General features: G+C 46.1%; 17 protein-coding genes. 8 read left to right on the top strand and 9 right to left on the bottom strand.

Features of this window, described 5'->3' with window-relative positions; translation table 11 throughout:
- Positions 1 to 98: 98 nt before the first annotated feature.
- The 3 genes from LL912_RS19865 to LL912_RS19850 form a co-directional block, all read right to left on the bottom strand.
- Positions 99 to 1,652 (bottom strand): Rne/Rng family ribonuclease, encoded by a 1,554-nt coding sequence (locus tag LL912_RS19865; protein WP_235555353.1) that lies wholly within the window; start codon positions 1,650 to 1,652, stop codon positions 99 to 101.
- 342 nt (positions 1,653 to 1,994) lie between these two features.
- Positions 1,995 to 2,864, bottom strand: coding sequence for a tetratricopeptide repeat protein (locus tag LL912_RS19855; protein WP_235555352.1), 870 nt, complete (start codon positions 2,862 to 2,864; stop codon positions 1,995 to 1,997).
- A gap of 65 nt (positions 2,865 to 2,929) precedes the next feature.
- The gene (locus LL912_RS19850) at positions 2,930 to 3,253 is read right to left on the bottom strand and encodes an HU family DNA-binding protein (RefSeq protein WP_067759935.1); all 324 of its coding nucleotides are present in this window, start codon (positions 3,251 to 3,253) and stop codon (positions 2,930 to 2,932) included.
- A gap of 178 nt (positions 3,254 to 3,431) precedes the next feature.
- Between LL912_RS19850 and mutY the strand changes: the two genes are divergently transcribed.
- The 6 genes from mutY to LL912_RS19820 all read left to right on the top strand — a co-directional run bounded on the left by mutY (position 3,432) and on the right by LL912_RS19820 (position 8,612).
- Positions 3,432 to 4,499, top strand: coding sequence for an A/G-specific adenine glycosylase (mutY, locus tag LL912_RS19845; protein WP_235555351.1), 1,068 nt, complete (start codon positions 3,432 to 3,434; stop codon positions 4,497 to 4,499).
- A 404-nt stretch (positions 4,500 to 4,903) separates the two neighbouring features.
- Positions 4,904 to 5,311 carry a single-stranded DNA-binding protein gene (locus tag LL912_RS19840; RefSeq protein WP_235555350.1) on the top strand — a complete coding sequence of 136 codons (408 nt, stop codon included), beginning with the start codon at positions 4,904 to 4,906 and terminating at the stop codon, positions 5,309 to 5,311.
- Between the two features lie 57 nt (positions 5,312 to 5,368).
- Positions 5,369 to 6,724, top strand: coding sequence for a gliding motility-associated protein GldE (gene gldE / locus LL912_RS19835; RefSeq protein WP_235555349.1), 1,356 nt, complete (start codon positions 5,369 to 5,371; stop codon positions 6,722 to 6,724).
- A 66-nt stretch (positions 6,725 to 6,790) separates the two neighbouring features.
- Complete coding sequence (locus tag LL912_RS19830; protein ID WP_235555348.1) at positions 6,791 to 7,387, top strand: DUF3109 family protein; 597 nt, start codon at positions 6,791 to 6,793, stop codon at positions 7,385 to 7,387.
- 11 nt (positions 7,388 to 7,398) lie between these two features.
- The gene (locus tag LL912_RS19825) at positions 7,399 to 8,148 is read left to right on the top strand and encodes an ABC transporter ATP-binding protein (RefSeq protein WP_235555347.1); all 750 of its coding nucleotides are present in this window, start codon (positions 7,399 to 7,401) and stop codon (positions 8,146 to 8,148) included.
- 236 nt (positions 8,149 to 8,384) lie between these two features.
- Positions 8,385 to 8,612, top strand: a complete 228-nt coding sequence (locus LL912_RS19820; RefSeq protein ID WP_235555346.1) for a YtxH domain-containing protein — start codon at positions 8,385 to 8,387, stop codon at positions 8,610 to 8,612.
- Positions 8,613 to 8,842: 230 nt separating this feature from the next.
- On the opposite strand, the gene LL912_RS19815 is transcribed toward LL912_RS19820, so the two are convergent.
- Both LL912_RS19815 and LL912_RS19810 read right to left on the bottom strand, forming a co-directional pair.
- The gene (locus LL912_RS19815; protein ID WP_235555345.1) at positions 8,843 to 10,096 is read right to left on the bottom strand and encodes a DUF1501 domain-containing protein; all 1,254 of its coding nucleotides are present in this window, start codon (positions 10,094 to 10,096) and stop codon (positions 8,843 to 8,845) included.
- A 10-nt stretch (positions 10,097 to 10,106) separates the two neighbouring features.
- Positions 10,107 to 11,570, bottom strand: coding sequence for a DUF1800 domain-containing protein (locus LL912_RS19810; RefSeq protein ID WP_235555344.1), 1,464 nt, complete (start codon positions 11,568 to 11,570; stop codon positions 10,107 to 10,109).
- Between the two features lie 195 nt (positions 11,571 to 11,765).
- Between LL912_RS19810 and LL912_RS19805 the strand changes: the two genes are divergently transcribed.
- Positions 11,766 to 12,545 carry an enoyl-CoA hydratase/isomerase family protein gene (locus tag LL912_RS19805; protein WP_235555343.1) on the top strand — a complete coding sequence of 260 codons (780 nt, stop codon included), beginning with the start codon at positions 11,766 to 11,768 and terminating at the stop codon, positions 12,543 to 12,545.
- A 235-nt stretch (positions 12,546 to 12,780) separates the two neighbouring features.
- On the opposite strand, the gene LL912_RS19800 is transcribed toward LL912_RS19805, so the two are convergent.
- A complete protein-coding gene (locus LL912_RS19800) occupies positions 12,781 to 13,788 on the bottom strand; it encodes a WG repeat-containing protein (protein ID WP_235555342.1) in 1,008 nt (335 codons plus the stop codon).
- Between the two features lie 140 nt (positions 13,789 to 13,928).
- Here LL912_RS19800 and fumC point away from each other — a divergent pair, with 140 nt between their 5' ends.
- Positions 13,929 to 15,326 carry a class II fumarate hydratase gene (gene fumC, locus LL912_RS19795; RefSeq protein ID WP_235555341.1) on the top strand — a complete coding sequence of 466 codons (1,398 nt, stop codon included), beginning with the start codon at positions 13,929 to 13,931 and terminating at the stop codon, positions 15,324 to 15,326.
- 215 nt (positions 15,327 to 15,541) lie between these two features.
- Here the strand turns inward: fumC and LL912_RS19790 are convergent, their stop codons facing one another.
- The 3 genes from LL912_RS19790 to LL912_RS19780 form a co-directional block, all read right to left on the bottom strand.
- Positions 15,542 to 15,901: a DUF6370 family protein gene (locus LL912_RS19790; RefSeq protein WP_235555340.1), complete on the bottom strand. Its 360-nt coding sequence runs from the start codon at positions 15,899 to 15,901 to the stop codon at positions 15,542 to 15,544.
- A 12-nt stretch (positions 15,902 to 15,913) separates the two neighbouring features.
- Positions 15,914 to 16,627, bottom strand: coding sequence for a lipoprotein signal peptidase (locus LL912_RS19785; RefSeq protein ID WP_235555339.1), 714 nt, complete (start codon positions 16,625 to 16,627; stop codon positions 15,914 to 15,916).
- 180 nt (positions 16,628 to 16,807) lie between these two features.
- Positions 16,808 to 18,202 (bottom strand): phosphatase PAP2 family protein, encoded by a 1,395-nt coding sequence (locus LL912_RS19780; RefSeq protein WP_235555338.1) that lies wholly within the window; start codon positions 18,200 to 18,202, stop codon positions 16,808 to 16,810.
- Between the last annotated feature and the right edge of the window lie 12 nt (positions 18,203 to 18,214).

Genomic DNA, 18,214 nt, shown 5'->3' with positions numbered 1-18,214 from the left:
TCTAAGAAGCAATTAATATAAATTAAAAATAAAAAGTAAGAAAGCGTTTTTTTCAAACGCATCCTTACTTTCACATTTTACATGCTATATTTTAAATTTTACATTTTAATCTCTTCCTCCTCGCTGTTAAAGAACCGGTATTCTACCAGCTGGTAGGTGCTGTTCTGTTCCAGTTTAATTTTTTGCCCGAATTTCTTATTCCACTTAGCCAGTTTGCTGTTAAACCAGAAACCCTTGGTCAGGTAAGCAAACACAATGGGGTTTACCACCAGCTTCAGGTCTTTATGTTTATGTGTAATCAGATAACTCAGGTTCTTTTCGATCTCGTCTTCCAGAATCAGCGATGAAGCAATTTTACCGGTGCCGTTACAGGTGGGACAAATTTCCTGGGTGTTGATATTCACCTCCGGGCGCATGCGCTGCCGGGTGATCTGCATGAGTCCGAATTTTGAAATAGGAAGCACCGAGTGACGGGCGCGGTCTGCCTTCATGAATTCCTCCATTTTTTCATAGAGGGTCCGTTTGTTTTCGGCCTGCTTCATATCGATAAAGTCCACCACAATAATGCCACCAATATCCCGCAACCGCAGCTGTCGCGATATTTCTTCTGCAGCCTCCAGGTTCGTGGCCAGTGCATTCTGTTCCTGGTTATTGCTTACATTCTTGTAACCGCTGTTTACATCAATCACATGCAGGGCCTCGGTATGCTCAATGATCAGGTAGGCACCACTGTTCAGGTTCACCGTTTTTCCAAACGAGGCTTTAACCTGTTTGGTAATGCCAAAAGAATCAAAAATACCACCGGGGCTCTGATACAGCGAAACGATTTCAGCCTTTTCCGGCGCAATCTTCTGGATGTATTGTTTGGTTTCGGTATAAATACTCTTCGAGTTTACAATAATGCGGTTAAAGTCCGCATTGAGCAGGTCTCTTAAAATGCTGTTGGTTTTGTTCTGCTCGCTCAGGATCTTGGCTGGCGCTACTGCCCCTTTCAGATTCTGCTCGATCGTTTTCCAGGAGTTTACCAGGTTGGTGAGGTCTTCATACAGCTCCGCCGTATTTTTTCCTTCAGCAGCGGTGCGGACAATTACACCAAAGTTCCGGGGCTTTACGGCTTCCACAATTTTTTGCAGCCGTTTCCGCTCCTCGGAAGAATGGATCTTCTTGGAAACCGCCACAATATTGTTAAACGGGGTAATGACAATATACCTGCCCGGCAACGAAAGTTCACAGCTTAGCCTTGGTCCTTTGGCCGCAATGGGCTCCTTCAAAATCTGAACCAGGATATGGGGCTTGCCACTCAATACCTCGGTGATCTTACCGGTTTTAATAATCTCCGGTTCAATCTCAAACTTTGAAAAATCCATGCCCTGGTCGCCGCTTTGGTTCATCGCCTGCGTGGTAAATTTCAGCAGGGATTTTACATAAGGGCTCAGGTCTGTGTAGTGCAGGAATGCGTCCTTTTCGTATCCCAGATCAATAAATGCTGCGTTTAACCCGGGCATCAGTTTCTTTACCTTGCCCAGGTAAAGATCGCCAACTGCAAAACGGGAATCCGTTTTTTCACTATGTAGCTCTACCAGTTTGTTATTTTCAAGTAGCGCTATATCCACTCCCGTAGGGGTGGCGTTAATAATAAGGTCTTTATTCATGAGAAACCACCATGAGTACTCATCTTGAAGTATTTAAAGAAACGGTTAGCCGAATAATGAGGGGCAAAATATTATTTTATGGCAGCAAACAGGATGGTATGCTCACATCATTATTTAAAAACCGATCCATACAAAAGCAATAACAGGTAATTTCTATCTCAACAGAATACTACCTGTTATTTCAAATGTCTTAAAAGAAAAACGCTATTCTATTTTCTTTTCTTATGACGATTTTTTCTCAGTCTTTTTTTACGTTTGTGTGTTGCGATTTTATGACGTTTTCTTTTTTTACCACAAGGCATACTCAATAAATTTTTTAAAATGAACTTTAATTAAATATTTTTATTTCTTTAATGCTTCAATCCGCTTTTCCAGCTCTGTCTTGATATCCGCTCTCTGCACCAGCTTTACAGCTTTTGAGTACCACTGTATCGCCTGGTCTTTATTACCATCCTTTTCGTATAGATCTCCAAGCATCAGGATTGCCTGGATATTTTGCGGCTGCAATTTCAATACAGTTTCCAGGCGTTCCTGCGCTTTCTGCTTTTGACCACTCATAAGGGAAGCCGTGGCCAGTGTCATCTGCGCATAAACATTGGTACTGTCTTTTTCAACTACAGCCCTGATTTTTCCAATACCTTCCATCGGAGTACCGATACCCCCGTAAAGATAGGTTGCCCCCAAGCCCACTTTTGCCGAATCATTGGCGGGGTTTACAGACAATACCTTCTCAAACAGGTCTTTTGCCTGCTCAGCCATCCAATGACGGGTTTGTGCATTTTCAACCTGAGGCAGCTGGCCCAGGAAGATTTGGGCTGCAAAGTTGAGACTTTTTTCGGAATTTTCCAACCTTGCGGATTCAGCTGTGAACCAGGCATAAGGAATAAAAGCTTTTGCTGTGTCTTTCCAGAAATGAGCCAACTGATGATATACATCCAGTTTCTGTTTCAGAACATCACCGCGAGTGATGCTTTGTTCCAGCAGATCGAGCCGTAACGCCTGGTCCACAGGAAGTTCCTTTTTCGACATCGCAAGCACTGTATCAATAGAAAACCCATCCGCAGTTTCCTCATGATCCGCATGATCATGTTCCTGCGCCGTTTCTCCGGCAGCCGGTTTCGGACCTGCTTTGGGGGTAGTACGCCCAAAAGCCAGCAGTAGCACGATTGCCACCACCGCTATAGCGATTGTTATTACCTGAGGTTTCTTCAACTGTCCTTAATTGGACGGCAAAGGTAACTGCAATCCGCTACAATACGAAGTTTTTTTAAAGAATTCTAATCATCCGCATCTTCGCCCGGACCGGTATCCGGTTTAGGTTCAACGAGTTTTTTTACCTCAGCGGTAAATTCTTTTGCGGGTTTAAAGGCAGGGATATAATGTTCCGGAATATGAACCGCTACATTCTTTTTAATGTTCCGGCCGATCTTAGCAGCTCTTTTTTTGGTTATGAAACTGCCAAAGCCCCTGATGTAGATGTTCTCTCCAGAAGCAAGTGTATCCTTTACTTCTTTAAACATCGTTTCCAAAGTAACAAGCACATCAACCTTTGGAATACCGGTTTTGTCTGAGATCTTATTTACTAAGTCTGCTTTTCGCATAGTTCCTGATATTAAGATAGTTTAATGATTACTGTTACGTAAAGTTACTGCAATAAATGTGCAAAACTTTAATAAATAGTTTACAATCAATTATTAATCCAAATTTTATAAAATTGAAAAATTTTAAGGTAATTTACTAAATTTAATTGACAATCTGCACTTTTTAACACATAAAAAATTGATCCATAATCTTTTTTCTCATTATTTAATCGACTGGAACCGAAATAAAAACAAACGGGAAATGCCCTGGAAGGGCGTTAAAGATCCCTATAAAATTTGGTTAAGCGAAATTATTTTGCAGCAAACACGTGTAGATCAAGGTTTAAAGTATTACGAAAATTTTATCACCAACTTTCCGGCCGTTCAGGACCTCGCAGCGGCCGATGAAAAAAAAGTATTCAAACTGTGGGAGGGCCTTGGTTATTATTCCCGCTGCAAAAACCTGATACACACAGCACGTGTAATCAGTTCGGAACGAAACGGGCGGTTTCCGGATACTTATGAGGCCATCCTGGAATTAAAAGGAATCGGACCCTATACAGCTGCTGCAATCGCATCCTTTGCCTTTGATCTTCCGCATGCAGTCATCGATGGCAATGTTTTCCGGGTCCTCGCACGGGTTTTCGGCATCCGGGAAGCGATAGACACTACAGCGGGGAAAAAGATCATTACCGCATTGGCAGAACAGTTGCTGGATAAAGAAAATCCGGGTGAATACAACCAGGCCATTATGGATTTTGGCGCAACGGTTTGTAAACCCGCCAACCCAGATTGTGAGCAATGCCCGTTTAAAAATGATTGCACTGCTTATAAGGAAGACATTGTCGGACTACTGCCGGTAAAAATAAAACGGACCGCTGTTCGTACCCGTTACTTCTATTTTTTCCTGCCGCAATACCGGAACGCGTGGCCTGTAAGAGAACGGCTCGATAAAGACATCTGGCAACATCTTTATGAATTTCCGCTGATTGAAAAAAAGGAAGAAACCGGTTCGGCAGCAATCGTTGCCGCAGCGATTAAAAAAGGTTGGATTCCAAAAGGAACGGCCGTTATCATAAGTCCGGTCCATAGCCAAAAACTCAGCCACCAGCTTATAAAGGCCGTTTTTATTTCCTACAGGCTTAATGAAAAAAATCCCCGGTTTGAAAACTATAACTGGGTCAAGGCTGCTGTTTTAAAAACCCTGCCTTTTCCCAAAACCATTACCCAGTATTTTGATAAAACCGGGGCTGGAATATTCAACTGACAAACTGAATTGGCCGCTGATTCTCGGATTTTTTCTTTTCGTTCCCAATCTGGTCATCTGCGACTGCAGATAACCATATAGCCTGTATTCCTTTTAAATCCCGGCTGAAAGCCCGGGGCGTATCCAGCTTGCCTGAAAAATTGCCGGGCGGCGGGCAATAAACCCCAACCAGTACATCAGCAGCATAAAATAACTGATCGTTAACCGCTCCAGAATTTATGCAACATAAGGTTGCAAGGGTATTTCCGATTTCTGAAATCTCATTCTTAATTTTGTTTATCCGCTCAAAAAAATTAATTTTAGTTAGATTTTACAGAAGCCGGAATGTTTTATTTTTTTAAAGGATACCAGTGTTTTTGTTAAGGTTAACCTTCGTCAACAAAAAATAAGGAAAAATATATCATATGAGAGGCGTTAATAGAGTTATGCTGATTGGAAATTTAGGAAAAGACCCGGATGTACAATTGTTAGAAGGCAATATCGCTGTGGCCAAGTTTCCGCTGGCCACTACCGAAACCTTTAAAGACCGCACCGGCAAATTGATTTCACAAACTGAATGGCACACCGTTGTATTGTGGCGCGGACTAGCAGAACTGGCCCAGAAATTCCTGCGCAAGGCCAGTCTGGTTTATATTGAGGGCAGGCTGCGAACCCGTAGCTGGGAGGATAAGGACGGCACCAAGAAATATGTGACGGAAGTGGTGGGCGAGAACCTGATCATGCTGGACAAAAAAACAGAAGGCATTCCTTCGCCCGATGAGCATAGCAGCAATACGGGGCCGGAGGGGTTTGATCTGCACCCTTTTTCATAAGATGATGAGGCGGACCGGACCCGCCTTTGAAAGATCTGCTTCACGAAAACTGAAATATTGAAAACCCTATCTGACGTATTTATATTTTTAGATGTTGTACAGGGGCAGCTCCCTGTTGGCATACAGAATGCAACACTGCTGGTGGCGACACTGGTGGTGCTGGTGATTATCTCTTTTTCCATTGCCGGTTCGCAAGCGGCCATTTTTTCGCTGGATGAAAAAGATATCGATGTATTAAAAACTAAACAGCAGCCGTCCGCAAAAAGAATCCTGAACCTGCTGGAAGAGCCCAAGGAGGTTTTTACTTCCATGCTGATTGCCAAAACCCTGGTCAATATCTGTACCATCGTTTTAGCCAATTACCTGATCAACTACTATGTGCCGGCACAGTACCTGGATACCACCTGGGGCATTTTCCTGAAATTTGCCGTCATTGCTTTCGCCATTCTTTTCCTGGTTGAAATCTTTCCACGTGTATGGGCTACTCAAAACAACCTGCGCTTTGCATTTGAATGGCCCGTGCTTATTATGATCGTTGAAGGCATTTACCTTTCCCTGAGAAGGATCAGCCGATGGACCGTTGCCGTGGCCGATGGCTTTGGCCGAACGGTGGGCGCCAATAAGGTGGAGGAAACCAATATCCAGCAAATTGATGAAACCATTGATATTCAAACGGACGAGGTAAGCCCTGAAGAAAAGAATATCATGAAGGGGATCGTGAAGTTTGGAAAGATCTCCGTAAAAAAAGTAATGCGGAACCGTCTCTATGTAAGTGGTGTAGCATACGATACTCCTTTTGAAGAGCTGATCCGGCAGGTAGGTGATCTGCATTACTCGCGCCTCCCCGTTTATAAAGGCAGCCTGGATGAAATTGCCGGCGTATTAAACATCAAAGATCTGGTACCCTATCTCGATGATGGATCCGAAATCAAAGACTGGCATACTAAAATACGTGCCCCTTATTTTGTGCCGGAAACCAAACTGATCGAAGACCTGTTACTGGATTTCCAGAAAAAGCGCATTCATTTTGCCGTAGTGGTGGATGAATTTGGCGGAACCAGCGGCATCGTTACCATGGAGGATATTATTGAAGAAGTAGTGGGTGAAGTAAAAGACGAATTTGATGATGAAGACCTGCTGATCAACAAGATCGACGACAATAATTATATTTTTGAAGGGCGTACCATGCTGCACGATATGTGTAAAGCATTAAAATTACCCATTGAAACATTTGATGAAGTAAGGGGCGATAGTGAATCGCTGGGCGGGCTGATCAATGAACTTTCCGGCGAGCTTACCCATGCCGGCGATGTAGTACGAACCGGCGACTTTGAATTTACCGTAATGGAAACGGAAAAGAACCGGGTAAAAACGGCAAAAGTTACGATTAACCATACCTTTAACGGACGTTGATCCACGTTTTACAAATAAAATCCTCCACACCCGGCCCCGGGTGCTTAATTTTGCAAAAAAATTGAAGTGATCGTTATCGACAATAAACTCATCAGCGATGATGTGATTGAAAAGCAGTTTGTATGCGACCTGTCTAAATGTAAGGGCGGCTGCTGCGAAGACGGAGATGCGGGTGCGCCCCTGGATGCAACAGAATTGAAGCTGACAGAGGAATACTACGAAATCGTTAAACCCTACCTGCCTGCACCGGCCATCGAAGTGATTGAAAAAAAGGGCAAATATGTGTACGATGAGGAGTTTGGATGGGTAACCCCTACCCTTCCCAGCGACAACGAGATCTGCGTATATGCGTACCGGGAGCCGGACGGCCTCATCAAATGCGCTTTTGAACAGGCGTATAATGAAGGCAAGATCCCCTGGAAAAAGCCCATTAGTTGCCACCTGTACCCCATAATTTCCTACAAGGGAAAACATGGCGACTATGAACGGCTCAATTATGAACCCCGCAAAAAAATGTGCAGCCCCGCCTGCAAACTGGGTGCATCCTTGCAGGTGCCGGTATATAAATTCCTGAAAGAACCGCTTACCCGCAAATACGGACAGGAATTCTATGACGTACTGGACCAGATCGCCAACCGAAATCAAGACAACAAGGAGCAGTAAATGCAACTCCAATGCTGAACGAAGAAGCTCTACATATCAATGCGCTGAACTATGGTTACAGGGGAACCTCCCGGCTTATCATACAGCAACTTCAGCTGGCCGTTAAGCAAGGCAGCCGGTTTGGACTGTTCGGTCCGAACGGTGCAGGAAAAACAACCCTGATGAGCCTGATGACCGGGCTACTACCCTATACTAACGGCTCTGTTCGTTTATTTGGTAAGGAAGTACGGACCAACCGCGCGTTTGTCAAAAATACCATTGGGTTTGTACCCCAGGACTTTTCATTTTATGAAGAGTTAAGTGCCGCAGAAAATATGGAGTTCTTTGGTGCCTGGTATGGTTTAAACAACCGGCAGGTAAAGGCCTCCATCTCCAGCCTGCTAAACGTAATGGGGTTGAGCCATGTGGCCGAAAAACCCCTGAAAGAATTTTCGGGCGGCATGAAGCGCCGGGTGAACCTGGCCATCGGCGTGATGAACAACCCCCCTATCCTGTTCCTGGATGAGCCCACCGTAGGTGTGGATGTACAGTCGCGCAATGCTATTGTTCAGTTCCTAAAAGAGATCAACCAGAAAGGCACTACCCTCATTTATACTTCTCATCAGTTAAAGGAAGCTGAAGACCTCTGCACCGAAGTGGCGCTTATCGACGGCGGCACCATCATCAGCCAGGGCACACTGGAAGCGCTGAAGCAGGAACATGGACAAGACGGACTGGAAGGATTGTTTCTTCAGCTCACGGGAAGGGCATACAGGGATTAAACTTTAACAGAGCCGGCCTTAACGCTATTGAGCTGTTCTTCTTATCGGTAACCGAACCGTTTGGCCGGATCAACAAACCCATTCCCTGCGCACCTGATCAGCCGTCAAACAGCACCTCAATAAAGAGAAAAGTTCAGCATAGCGCTTTATTTAATCGCCGGAATGCTTTTTTTGGCATAGTTATTTGTGTACCTTTATATCAGAACCCGAATTTTAAACCCAAAAGTTAAAATATTATGAATAAGCTTGTTACAGGTTTTGCCCTTGGCCTCATCGTTGGTATTTTGTATGCCCCGGATAAAGGAACCGCCACCCGCCGGCGTATTGCAGATAAGGGAAATGATCTTAAGGATCAGTTCGCAGATTTTATTGACAGCGTTGCCAGCCGATTCGAAGACCGGGCGGATGATTTTGAAGAGTATGTTCATGATGAAACCGAAAATCTGAAGGCTGAAAGTATTTAATCCGGAAAATCTTTTTTACGGAAAGGCTGTCTCTCAACATGGGGCGGCCTCTTTTTATTTTAGAGCCACAGAAACACTGAATTGCACGCAGCGACGCCGGGCAGCAGCGCGCAGTGCTCATGGATGCCATAGAAGCAATAAAAAACTAAGGCTTGAACTTTTTTAAAATTAAAAGCAGCAGTAGTTGCTGTAGTATTAAATCTGTGCTTCTGTGTCTCCGTGGCAATAAGCTAAATAAAATCCATTGTATTATACCGCGCTTTCAGGATCCGGGATGAATCTGCAGCCAGCCATTTTTCAAGGATGGTAGCGTATACGTTTTTAAAGTCGACATTGTATTTCAGATCCCCCTGATTCAGGTCCTCGAGGTCGGGCATGGCATTTAAGATACCCTTCTTTTTCAATCCACCGCTGATCAGGAACATATTGTTAGCCGTGCCATGATCGGTTCCGTTACTGGCATTCTGAGCCACACGTCTTCCGAATTCCGAAAAGGTAAACAACAGCACATCTTCCATCCGGCCGTTCTTTTTCAGGTCATCGGTAAACGCTTTTATGGCCTCGCTCATCTGGGTAAACAGTCGTCCCTGCTGCCCGTCCTGGCCTACGTGCGTGTCAAAACTACCCAGTGAAATATAATACACTTTGGTATTGATATCAGAGAAAATAAGCGATGCAATCGTTTTCAGTCCGCTTCCCAATTCAGTATTGGGGTAGGATCCTGATGAAGGATGCATCCGGCTTTGCTTAAAAATATAATCCGCAGAAGACATGGTCTCCGCCAGTGTTTTATACAGGTAATCCACGGGCTTTTCATCGTGATGATCGCCTCCATGATTTTTATTGATCTCCCGGAAATATTTTTCATTGGAGGTTCCAAACAAACGACGCGGGTCTTTTACTGCCAGCGCATTGTTCTGCTCACCTTTCAGTGCCAGGCTTAGCACGTCATCCACCTCCAGCGCCTGCGTGGGCTTATCGCAGCCCTGGCATTGAGCATCGAGATAACGGCCGATCCAGCCATTGTTCCAGTATTCATTGCTCTGACTGGCCGAGTGCCAGATGTCCATGCTGCGGAAATGCGAGCGATCAGGATTCGGGTATCCTACGTTATTCAGGATCGCCATATTCCCTTCATCATACAATCCCTTTAAGGCAGTAAGCGAAGGGTGTAGCGCCACTTCATCTGTAAGGGAAAGTGTTTTATCCCGTTGTATCCCCAGGCCCGGCCGCAGCTTGTAATAAATATCATTACGCACCGGTATTACCGTATTTAACCCGTCGTTGCCGCCACTCAGTTGCAATACCACTACTACTTTGTTACCTGCCGGCACGGCAACCGGGTTTTCCAGTGCCTTCAGAAACTTGGGCATCATCAGTGAAGCCGTTGCCAAAGAACCCAGCTGTATGAATTCCTTACGTTTGATCAGCAGGCCGGGGCCCGTTTGTTTTTTGTTGAAGAAAGAAGCGCTTTTTTTGTTCATGGCATTGGGTTTAACACATTTGATATTCTGGAGTGCTCATTAACTGAATGGTTACCGACCGGATGTAGGCATCGCGGGCGGTACTGTCTACAAATTTCGCAGCTACCTGGTCCACACCCGCGGCATTTACCTGGAACAGGTAGTTGGAGATAGCGGGAAAAATCGCCTCCCGTTTTACTTTTTCAAATTGGGCTATATACTGCGGCCAGTCAATCTTTGCATTGATCAAACCCGCACCAGCCACCGGTTTCACTGCTTGTTTTACCGGAATATTGGCCATCCCGTCGGCCTTGCGGCCCATCATCACATCATCATCCTGTTTGGGTTTTACATTCAGCAGGTCTTTATCATTGAACAGCTGCGGGATCCGCAAGCGCATCATGAGGGTACTACTGTCGATCCAGGACTTTCCGCCCGGCCAGCCAGCTACATTGGGTGGATACAGTAATTGCTGCCCCAGGATCCGCTGCAGGTTCATCAGCGCGTTATCATTGTCGAGCCGCATGGGTATCATCCGCTGAATGCCGGCCAGCAATTCAATAGGCGATTTAATACGCGTACCAATATTTTGATCATCATAAAACCAGTCTGCGGTAAAAATCCGTTCCATCAGTTTGCCGATATCATAATCCTTATAGAACGCATCGGAAAGCGCCCGCACCCGGTCTTTGTTGATGGTATCATTCACAAAAAAGCGATAAATCTTTTCGGTAATAAAAGTAGCTGTTTGCCGTTCCTCCAGGATAATGTCCAGCACATCGTTCCCGTCAAAATTCCCTTTCTTTCCAAGAAAATTTTTAGGCCCGTCGTCGTGCTGCTTTTTATTGAACACGAATTCACCCCGGGGATTGGCCGACCATCCTGTGAAGGCCCGGGCTCCTTCTTTAATATCATTTTCCGTATAATTGCCGCGGCCCAATGTAAACAGTTCCATCACTTCGCGCGCAAAATTTTCATTGGGATGCCCTTTTTTATTCTGCTGGTTATTGAGGAAATAGAGCATGGCGGCCGACTGTGATACTTCTTTCAGCAGGGTTCTGAAATTACCTAGCGCATGCGTTCGAAGCGTGTGCAGAAAAAGCTGGTTGTAAAACAGATTGCCGTTGCGGCAGGCAAAATGTCCATGCCAGAAATAAGCCATCTTCTCCCGCAGTTGTGCCGAACTGGCGATCATTTCCTTTAGCCAGTACAGGTTCAGGTCCTTTACTGCGGCCTGCTGTTTCCGGTTTAATATCCTGCGGTCGTCTGCCGTTAGCGTACCCCGTTTCCCGGGCGACAGGTAGGATTCATATAGCTGTAACAGATCATCGCTGGCAATATTGATGTATTGCGGCGCTTTGGATGAAGCCTTTACCAGGGCAGTATAATAGTCCCGCGGTGTATACCGGTCCAGTTCCTGTAATTGCTCCACTGCCGGTCCAAAACCGGCGCGCCATAAAAGATGCTGATTTTTTTTCTGATTAGAAGTCATCATCCCATCGTATTTTACTTATTGACCCCTCACATTTAAAAAAGTTTAAACCTGTACGAAAAAGATGTGGGATAATGTGGGAATGTAAAAATGAAGTATCTGGCCTGAAAACGGTTCTGCCTCACCACGACCGGTACACCAGGAACTTTAAACATGAAACCTGGAACAAATATATCTTAGATTTGTAAAAAGGATTCTATGAACTATCAGACGATTTTAACATCTGTTGAAGACGCGGTCTTAACCATTACCATTAACCGGCCGGATAAGCTGAATGCGCTGAACCAAATGGTGTTAACGGAGCTGGCACTGGTTATTGATGATTTTATTGCCCACCCGGTATTAAGATCAGCCATCATTACTGGAAGCGGTGAGAAAGCTTTTATTGCCGGAGCCGATATTTCTGAATTCTCCGGGCTGGATGCTGCAACAGGTACGGGGCTCGCGCAAAAGGGACAACAGCTTTTTGCACGGATTGAGAACGCTCCCAAACCCGTTATTGCTGCCGTGAATGGTTTTGCGCTGGGTGGCGGATGCGAGCTGGCCATGGCCTGCCATTTCCGGATCGCCAGCGAAAATGCAAAATTCGGGCAACCGGAGGTGAATCTAGGCTTACTGCCGGGTTATGGCGGCACACAACGGCTGACCCGTTTGATTGGTAAAGGAAGAGCGCTTGAATTGTTGCTTGCGGGAACCATGATTGATGCGGTTACAGCTTTCAATTACGGACTTGTAAACCGGGTGGTGCCCCAGGCCGGCTTGCTGGCCGAAGCAAGGTCTGTTCTTACAGTTATTAATACAAAAGCACCGCTGGCCGTTGCCGCCTGTATCGAAGCTGCAAACCTGACGGATGCGCCAGGGAAAACAGGTTATGAAAAAGAGGCCGAAAGTTTTGGCCAACTGATCGCCACCGATGATGCCCGGGAAGGCATTGCGGCCTTTATGGAAAAGCGGAAGGCGGAGTTTAGAGGTAGTTGAGGGGGCAGATTTCAGACTTCAGAGATCAGAGATCCGCTGACGCCGGCCGAGGATCGGTGATCTGGCATATGGCATAGGGGGATTTAAAATGAAAAATATTAAATGTAAAGTGGAGATGTCGTTACTGTTTTATGATCTGTCCTTTCCGGATGTTGCGGGAATCAGGAATTGAACGTCTGCTTCAAGCGTTAGCACAGATCTAACGCGAAACATTAAACTGAAACAGATTCTCCTCCTACAACTTCTCAAGGTATTTCCCCACGTCAAACTTATTCGGTGCATCCGGGTGCTCCCTGAAGTACTTCGCACAGGATTCCAGCTGCTCCTTCAGCCATTGCGTGAAGGGCGTTTTATCCTTACCATCCCATCCCACCTGAAAATAATCGCCGTTTAATGTCCGGTAGAACAGGAACGGATCTTCTTTATCAAAACTTCCATACTGGTAACCCTGGATTTTATAATACGGCGACAGCGTGGAAGGGCGGCCTACGATCTCAAACTGCAGCAAGGCTTCCTTGCCCTCCTGTTTTGAAACATGATTGGCATTCCGGATCTTCGACAACACTTCCATCGCTTCGATCTCACCCAGTATCTTCCGCTCTCCGGCAGTATATTTAAAGGGATAGGGCAGATACCCCCCATCCACCGGCAGGTCCTTCTCTGTTTTTCGCTGCTTCATGAGCCGAACGCTTTTGCCCTCCCGGTTGACATAAAAGGTTCTTGCATTTTCCTTATACGCCAGGGGCGGATGCTCTGCATCCTTGCCCCGGTCCCAGTAACAACCATTACAGGCAAAGGCATATCCATAATTGAACGGCGAAACCCAATCCCATTGCGGCCGGATGGCGATCTTTCCCTGTTCGTTTACAAACCCCACTTTTCCATTCTGCACACAGCGTGCCAACCCCTCTTCAAAATAATCCGGACCATTATCATAGGCCAGCGGCCGGTACAAAAACTGGCCCTTCCGGTTGTATATACTGCCAAAAGAAATGGCGGTACCGGTATCGGCCGTATCGAAATCAAAAAGATTGATCAGCGAATCCGTGATTGGCACATCCGGCTCAAAATACATGATGGGCGCTCCTTTCGGAGGGATCACGATCTTTCCTTTATCATCCTTCACCCCGATCAGCGAATCTCTGGGGTCCATAAAAAAATACAGTTTTCCCTGTGCTGCCAGCCGAGCCGGAAGTATGGAAATCATTGCAAGTATACAGGAGCCAAACAGGATGTTCTTCATACTTCTTTGTTTAAACCGTTTTTTTATATTTAAACCTGGACTGAAGATAAATAAACTTTATTTACCAATACCTTTGCGGGAAGATATCTATGGGGTTTTAAGAAACCCTTATAGGTCTTTATCAAACTTAAAAAACGAATATGGAGTACAGAATTGAAAAGGACACGATGGGCGAGGTAAAAGTGCCTGCAGAAGCGCTCTACGGTGCACAAACACAACGCTCGATTGACAATTTTAAGATTGCCGCCGACATTAACCGGATGCCCAAAGAAATCATTAAGGCCTTTGCATACCTGAAAAAAGCAGCGGCCATTACCAATGCAAAAGCAAAGGTACTGCCGAAGAAAAAATCGGACCTGATCGGAAAGGTTTGCAATGAAATACTGGAGGGGAAACTGGACAACAGCTTTCCATTAGTCGTTTGGCAAACCGGAAGTGGTACCCAAAGCAATATGAATGTAAACGAAGTGATCGCCTACCGGGGCCATGTGCTCAACGGCGGTCGGCTTACCGACAAAGAAAAGGTATTGCATCCCAATGATGATGTCAATAAATCACAGAGCAGTAATGATACCTTCCCTACTGCCATGCATATTGCCGCCTACAAAATCCTGGTTGAGGTAACCATCCCCGGTATCGAAAAACTAAGAGATACGCTGCAAAAGAAAAGCAAGCAATTTATGAAAGTGGTAAAGATCGGCCGTACCCACTTTATGGATGCCACACCTTTAACACTGGGACAGGAACTAAGCGGCTATGTATCCCAACTGAACCACGGCTTGAAAGCCATCAAAAATACGCTTCCCCATTTATCGGAGCTGGCATTGGGCGGCACCGCGGTGGGAACCGGTATCAATACCCCTCCTGATTACGCAAAAAATGTAGCCGAAGAAATTGCCAAACTGACCAAACTGCCGTTTAAAACTGCAGAGAATAAATTTGAAGCATTGGCCGCGCATGACGCCATTGTGGAAGCACACGGCGCCTTAAAAACAGTCGCTGTAAGCCTGATGAAGATCGCCAATGATATCCGAATGCTGTCTTCCGGTCCGCGCAGCGGCATCGGCGAACTGTTCATCCCCGATAATGAGCCCGGCTCCTCCATTATGCCCGGCAAGGTAAACCCCACCCAGTGCGAGGCGCTCACCATGATTGCCGCACAGGTACTTGGAAACGATGTAGCCATCAATATCGGCGGTGCCACCGGTCATTTTGAGCTGAATGTGTTCAAGCCGGTAATGATCTATAATTTCCTGCATAGTGCGCGCCTGATCGGGGACGGATGTGTATCCTTTAATGATAAATGCGCGGTAGGGCTGATGCCGATTGAAGAAAACATTAAAAAGCACCTGGATAATTCCCTGATGCTGGTAACGGCCCTGAATCCGAAGATCGGGTATTACAAGGCCGCAGAAATCGCCCAGAAAGCACATAAGGAAAATACCACGCTGAAGGCTATGGCCGTGAAGCTGGGCTATCTTACCGAAAAAGAATTTGATGAGTGGGTAGTACCGGCTAAAATGGTGGGAAAAATATAATACTTACTGCTGCGGAGTCCCTTTCAGGAGACTCCGCAGCGAAGTAAAAAATATAACCGACCCCTAATATAAAATGGACCTTATTGTCCAATTACACATAAAAAAGGAAAATAACGAACCGGTCCTTTTTTCTTTTCCCATATTTTAAAACATCTATAAACAAGAAAACGCCCTGTTCAGGCGTTCCTTTGTATAAATTTTCAGCATAAACCCGTCTACTTTTTTGATATTTTCTTCTTTTTATCACCCAAAAGCCGGAAATAGCTGGCCTTAAACCGGCCGTTTACTACCTCACCCTGTACCTCTGCCTTCCGGATGCGATTGCAGAACCCGTCCTTTGCATGCGCATCGCCGTGCTCATCGATAGAAGTTCCGTCTACAAAATAGGATTTGCCGTTGATCATTATCGCCAGGTCACAACTTTTCCCCTCCATTCCAAACTGGCATTCGCCGCAGGCAGCATCAACAACCTGTATCTTTTTAGCTGGATCGGGCACGGTTGGTTTTGATGTTTGCTGCCCCTGTGCCGCAAAAGACGCCATCTCAAGGACAAAGGCAAAAAGAACGGTTTTCATAACGCGTAGTATTTACTCTGCAGAAGAGGTTTCGCTACCGGCAACAGCGTCGCCAGAGGAGTCGAGCTGATCAGCGGCGCCCGTTACTTTCCTGTAAAATTTCTTTTGAAAAACCAGCAGCGCAATCACACCCGTAGAAATGGCCATATCAGCAATGTTGAAAATGGGAGCAAAAAACTCGAATGGCTGTCCGCCTACCCAGGGGAACCAGGAGGGATAATGCGTTTTCACCATCGGGAAATACAACATGTCTACCACGCTTCCATGCAAAAAGGAGGCATACCCCTTTCCGCCCATTTTGGCAATACCATCATAGCCTACGTAATCGCCAAATGCCGGGTCAAAATGCAGTCCTTTGTCGAAAAGCATTCCGTAGAACATACTGTCGATCAGGTTACCCAGCGCGCCGGCATAGATCAGCGCTACGCAAACCATAAAGCCGCGGGTATACTTTTCACGCGCAAATCGTACCAGCAGGAAGGATCCGAAGACCACGGCAGCCAGCCTGAAAAGGGTGAGGGTTACCTTTCCGGCTTCATTTCCGAATTTCCAGCCCCAGGCCATGCCCGAGTTTTCGATAAAGTGCAGCCGCGCCCAGTTCATTCCGAAAATGCGGGTTACTTCTCCAATGGGATAGTGCGTTTTTATATAGATCTTTACCACCTGGTCTACCAATAAAACCAGCAGAATGATCCCTATTGCTGTGCTTAATTTTCCTGCTTTCATGCGGGAGCAAATATACGTTTCCCCGGTGGGGAATTTAAAATATCCAATGTAAAATATTAAATTTAAACATAAAACACATCCTGTTGCTGCATGTAATTTTTATTTCGGCAGGAGCATTTGTTTCGCTTTCGCATGCCACATTCGATACCCAGAATTTTACATTGCCCCGGGCAAACTTCCTTAAAAATAGGCCGTTAGTCTCAGCCCCAGCACCACATAATCCATATGGTTGCGCATGCGCATGCGGCTGCTGAAACCTGGTTCAATTTCAACGATCTTTTCATTAAATGCATATTTAAAAACCGGATTGGAATAGTGATAATCTGCATAGCCTGTAACCCCCAGGCGACTGTTGAGCTTATAGGTAAGCGATCCTCCGGCGCCCACACGGAAGGTGTTGGCTGGTTTGTAAGCCGCAATTTCATCCCCGTTGCTGGAGGCGGTTGTTTTTACCGATATCGTTCCCCTGGAACCAATAGAATACCCGCAATGAGCCTTCAGCATCAGCTGCCAGCGGTCGGCAAGGTGGAGGGCGTAATAAGGACCTACAGCGATGTTGGCCGCACCGATCGATTGTGTTTCAAACTTCATATTCCGGTAGGAGGGGTCTTCCGCATTGGGTGTATAGATCTCCGAAGCCGTAATGGGGAAACTGGTAAATGAAAGATCGCTGCCAATGCCCCAGTTCCGGTTAAAAAAATAAGCGCCTTCCAGCCCGGCTTCAAAACCCAATTTAGAGGAGGCGTTGATTTCCAGGTTCTTGGCCAGGTTGTGCATGGCATTGGCATAGCCCCATTTGATGGCCAGGAATGAGGGGTTCTGACTGATAGGTTTATATTTCAGGCGGTTTAAATTATCTCCCTTGTTTTTATAAATCCGGTCGATAAAAAAATACCCCAGCTGGGTAGATAAGATACCGATGCCTGCCCCCGCAAGAATATCCGGGAACCAATGGCGGTTGTTCAACCCACGGGCAATACCCGTAAATGTGGCCGTGCCGTAACCCGCTATGCTGTACGAAGGGTTTACCAGCCCGTATTCTTTATGCATAAAGGTGGCATTGGTAAAGGCCATAGCTGTATGACCAGAAGGAAACGAATTCCTGGATGTGCCATCCGGGCGCTCCACTTTAGCCGTGTATTTTATACTATTTACCAGCACCCCCATAATGGCAATACTGGCTCCGTAAGAAAAAACACTGCGCAACAGCTTGTTCCGCCCCTTTACCCCGGCGAACTTTAAACCAAAAGTAGTAGCTGCGGGCAGGTACTGGGCATAGTTATCGAAGGTATGTTTAAACCCCGGCAGGTAGCGGTTGCGTACTTCACGGATGCTTTTCTTTTCGCCCCAGGTAACGGCGGATGCCGCTAAAAATAATGCTGGTGCAAACCCGATCTCCACGGCCTGTTTTTCAAAAAAAGGCTTATGCTCCCGGATCCGGAAAGCGCTGTCGGCCCGGAACAGAGTTCCGGTAGTTGCTGGCTGATCCGGCAACAGCGTTTCCCGCTGCGCCCTGGCAGCAATCGCACAGAAAAAGCAGTATATGAAAACAATACGTTTTCCAAACAAGTTCATTCACACGGTTTT

The organism is Niabella agricola, assembly GCF_021538615.1.
Classification (GTDB): domain Bacteria; phylum Bacteroidota; class Bacteroidia; order Chitinophagales; family Chitinophagaceae; genus Niabella; species Niabella agricola.
The sequence above is the reverse complement of the archived record's forward strand: the minus strand, read 5'-3'. Positions and strand labels throughout refer to the sequence as shown.

What these genes read in the sequence shown, in the direction of transcription:
- LL912_RS19865 (WP_235555353.1), bottom strand. Translation starts at nt 1,652, where the DNA reads ATGAATAAAGACCTTATTATTAACGCCACCCCTACGGGAGTGGATATA.
- LL912_RS19850 (WP_067759935.1), bottom strand. Translation starts at nt 3,253, where the DNA reads ATGCGAAAAGCAGACTTAGTAAATAAGATCTCAGACAAAACCGGTATT.
- LL912_RS19840 (WP_235555350.1), top strand. Translation starts at nt 4,904, where the DNA reads ATGAGAGGCGTTAATAGAGTTATGCTGATTGGAAATTTAGGAAAAGAC.
- LL912_RS19825 (WP_235555347.1), top strand. Translation starts at nt 7,399, where the DNA reads ATGCTGAACGAAGAAGCTCTACATATCAATGCGCTGAACTATGGTTAC.
- LL912_RS19820 (WP_235555346.1), top strand. Translation starts at nt 8,385, where the DNA reads ATGAATAAGCTTGTTACAGGTTTTGCCCTTGGCCTCATCGTTGGTATT.
- LL912_RS19815 (WP_235555345.1), bottom strand. Translation starts at nt 10,096, where the DNA reads ATGAACAAAAAAAGCGCTTCTTTCTTCAACAAAAAACAAACGGGCCCC.
- LL912_RS19810 (WP_235555344.1), bottom strand. Translation starts at nt 11,570, where the DNA reads ATGATGACTTCTAATCAGAAAAAAAATCAGCATCTTTTATGGCGCGCC.
- LL912_RS19805 (WP_235555343.1), top strand. Translation starts at nt 11,766, where the DNA reads ATGAACTATCAGACGATTTTAACATCTGTTGAAGACGCGGTCTTAACC.
- LL912_RS19800 (WP_235555342.1), bottom strand. Translation starts at nt 13,788, where the DNA reads ATGAAGAACATCCTGTTTGGCTCCTGTATACTTGCAATGATTTCCATA.
- fumC (WP_235555341.1), top strand. Translation starts at nt 13,929, where the DNA reads ATGGAGTACAGAATTGAAAAGGACACGATGGGCGAGGTAAAAGTGCCT.
- LL912_RS19790 (WP_235555340.1), bottom strand. Translation starts at nt 15,901, where the DNA reads ATGAAAACCGTTCTTTTTGCCTTTGTCCTTGAGATGGCGTCTTTTGCG.
- LL912_RS19785 (WP_235555339.1), bottom strand. Translation starts at nt 16,627, where the DNA reads ATGAAAGCAGGAAAATTAAGCACAGCAATAGGGATCATTCTGCTGGTT.
- LL912_RS19780 (WP_235555338.1), bottom strand. Translation starts at nt 18,202, where the DNA reads ATGAACTTGTTTGGAAAACGTATTGTTTTCATATACTGCTTTTTCTGT.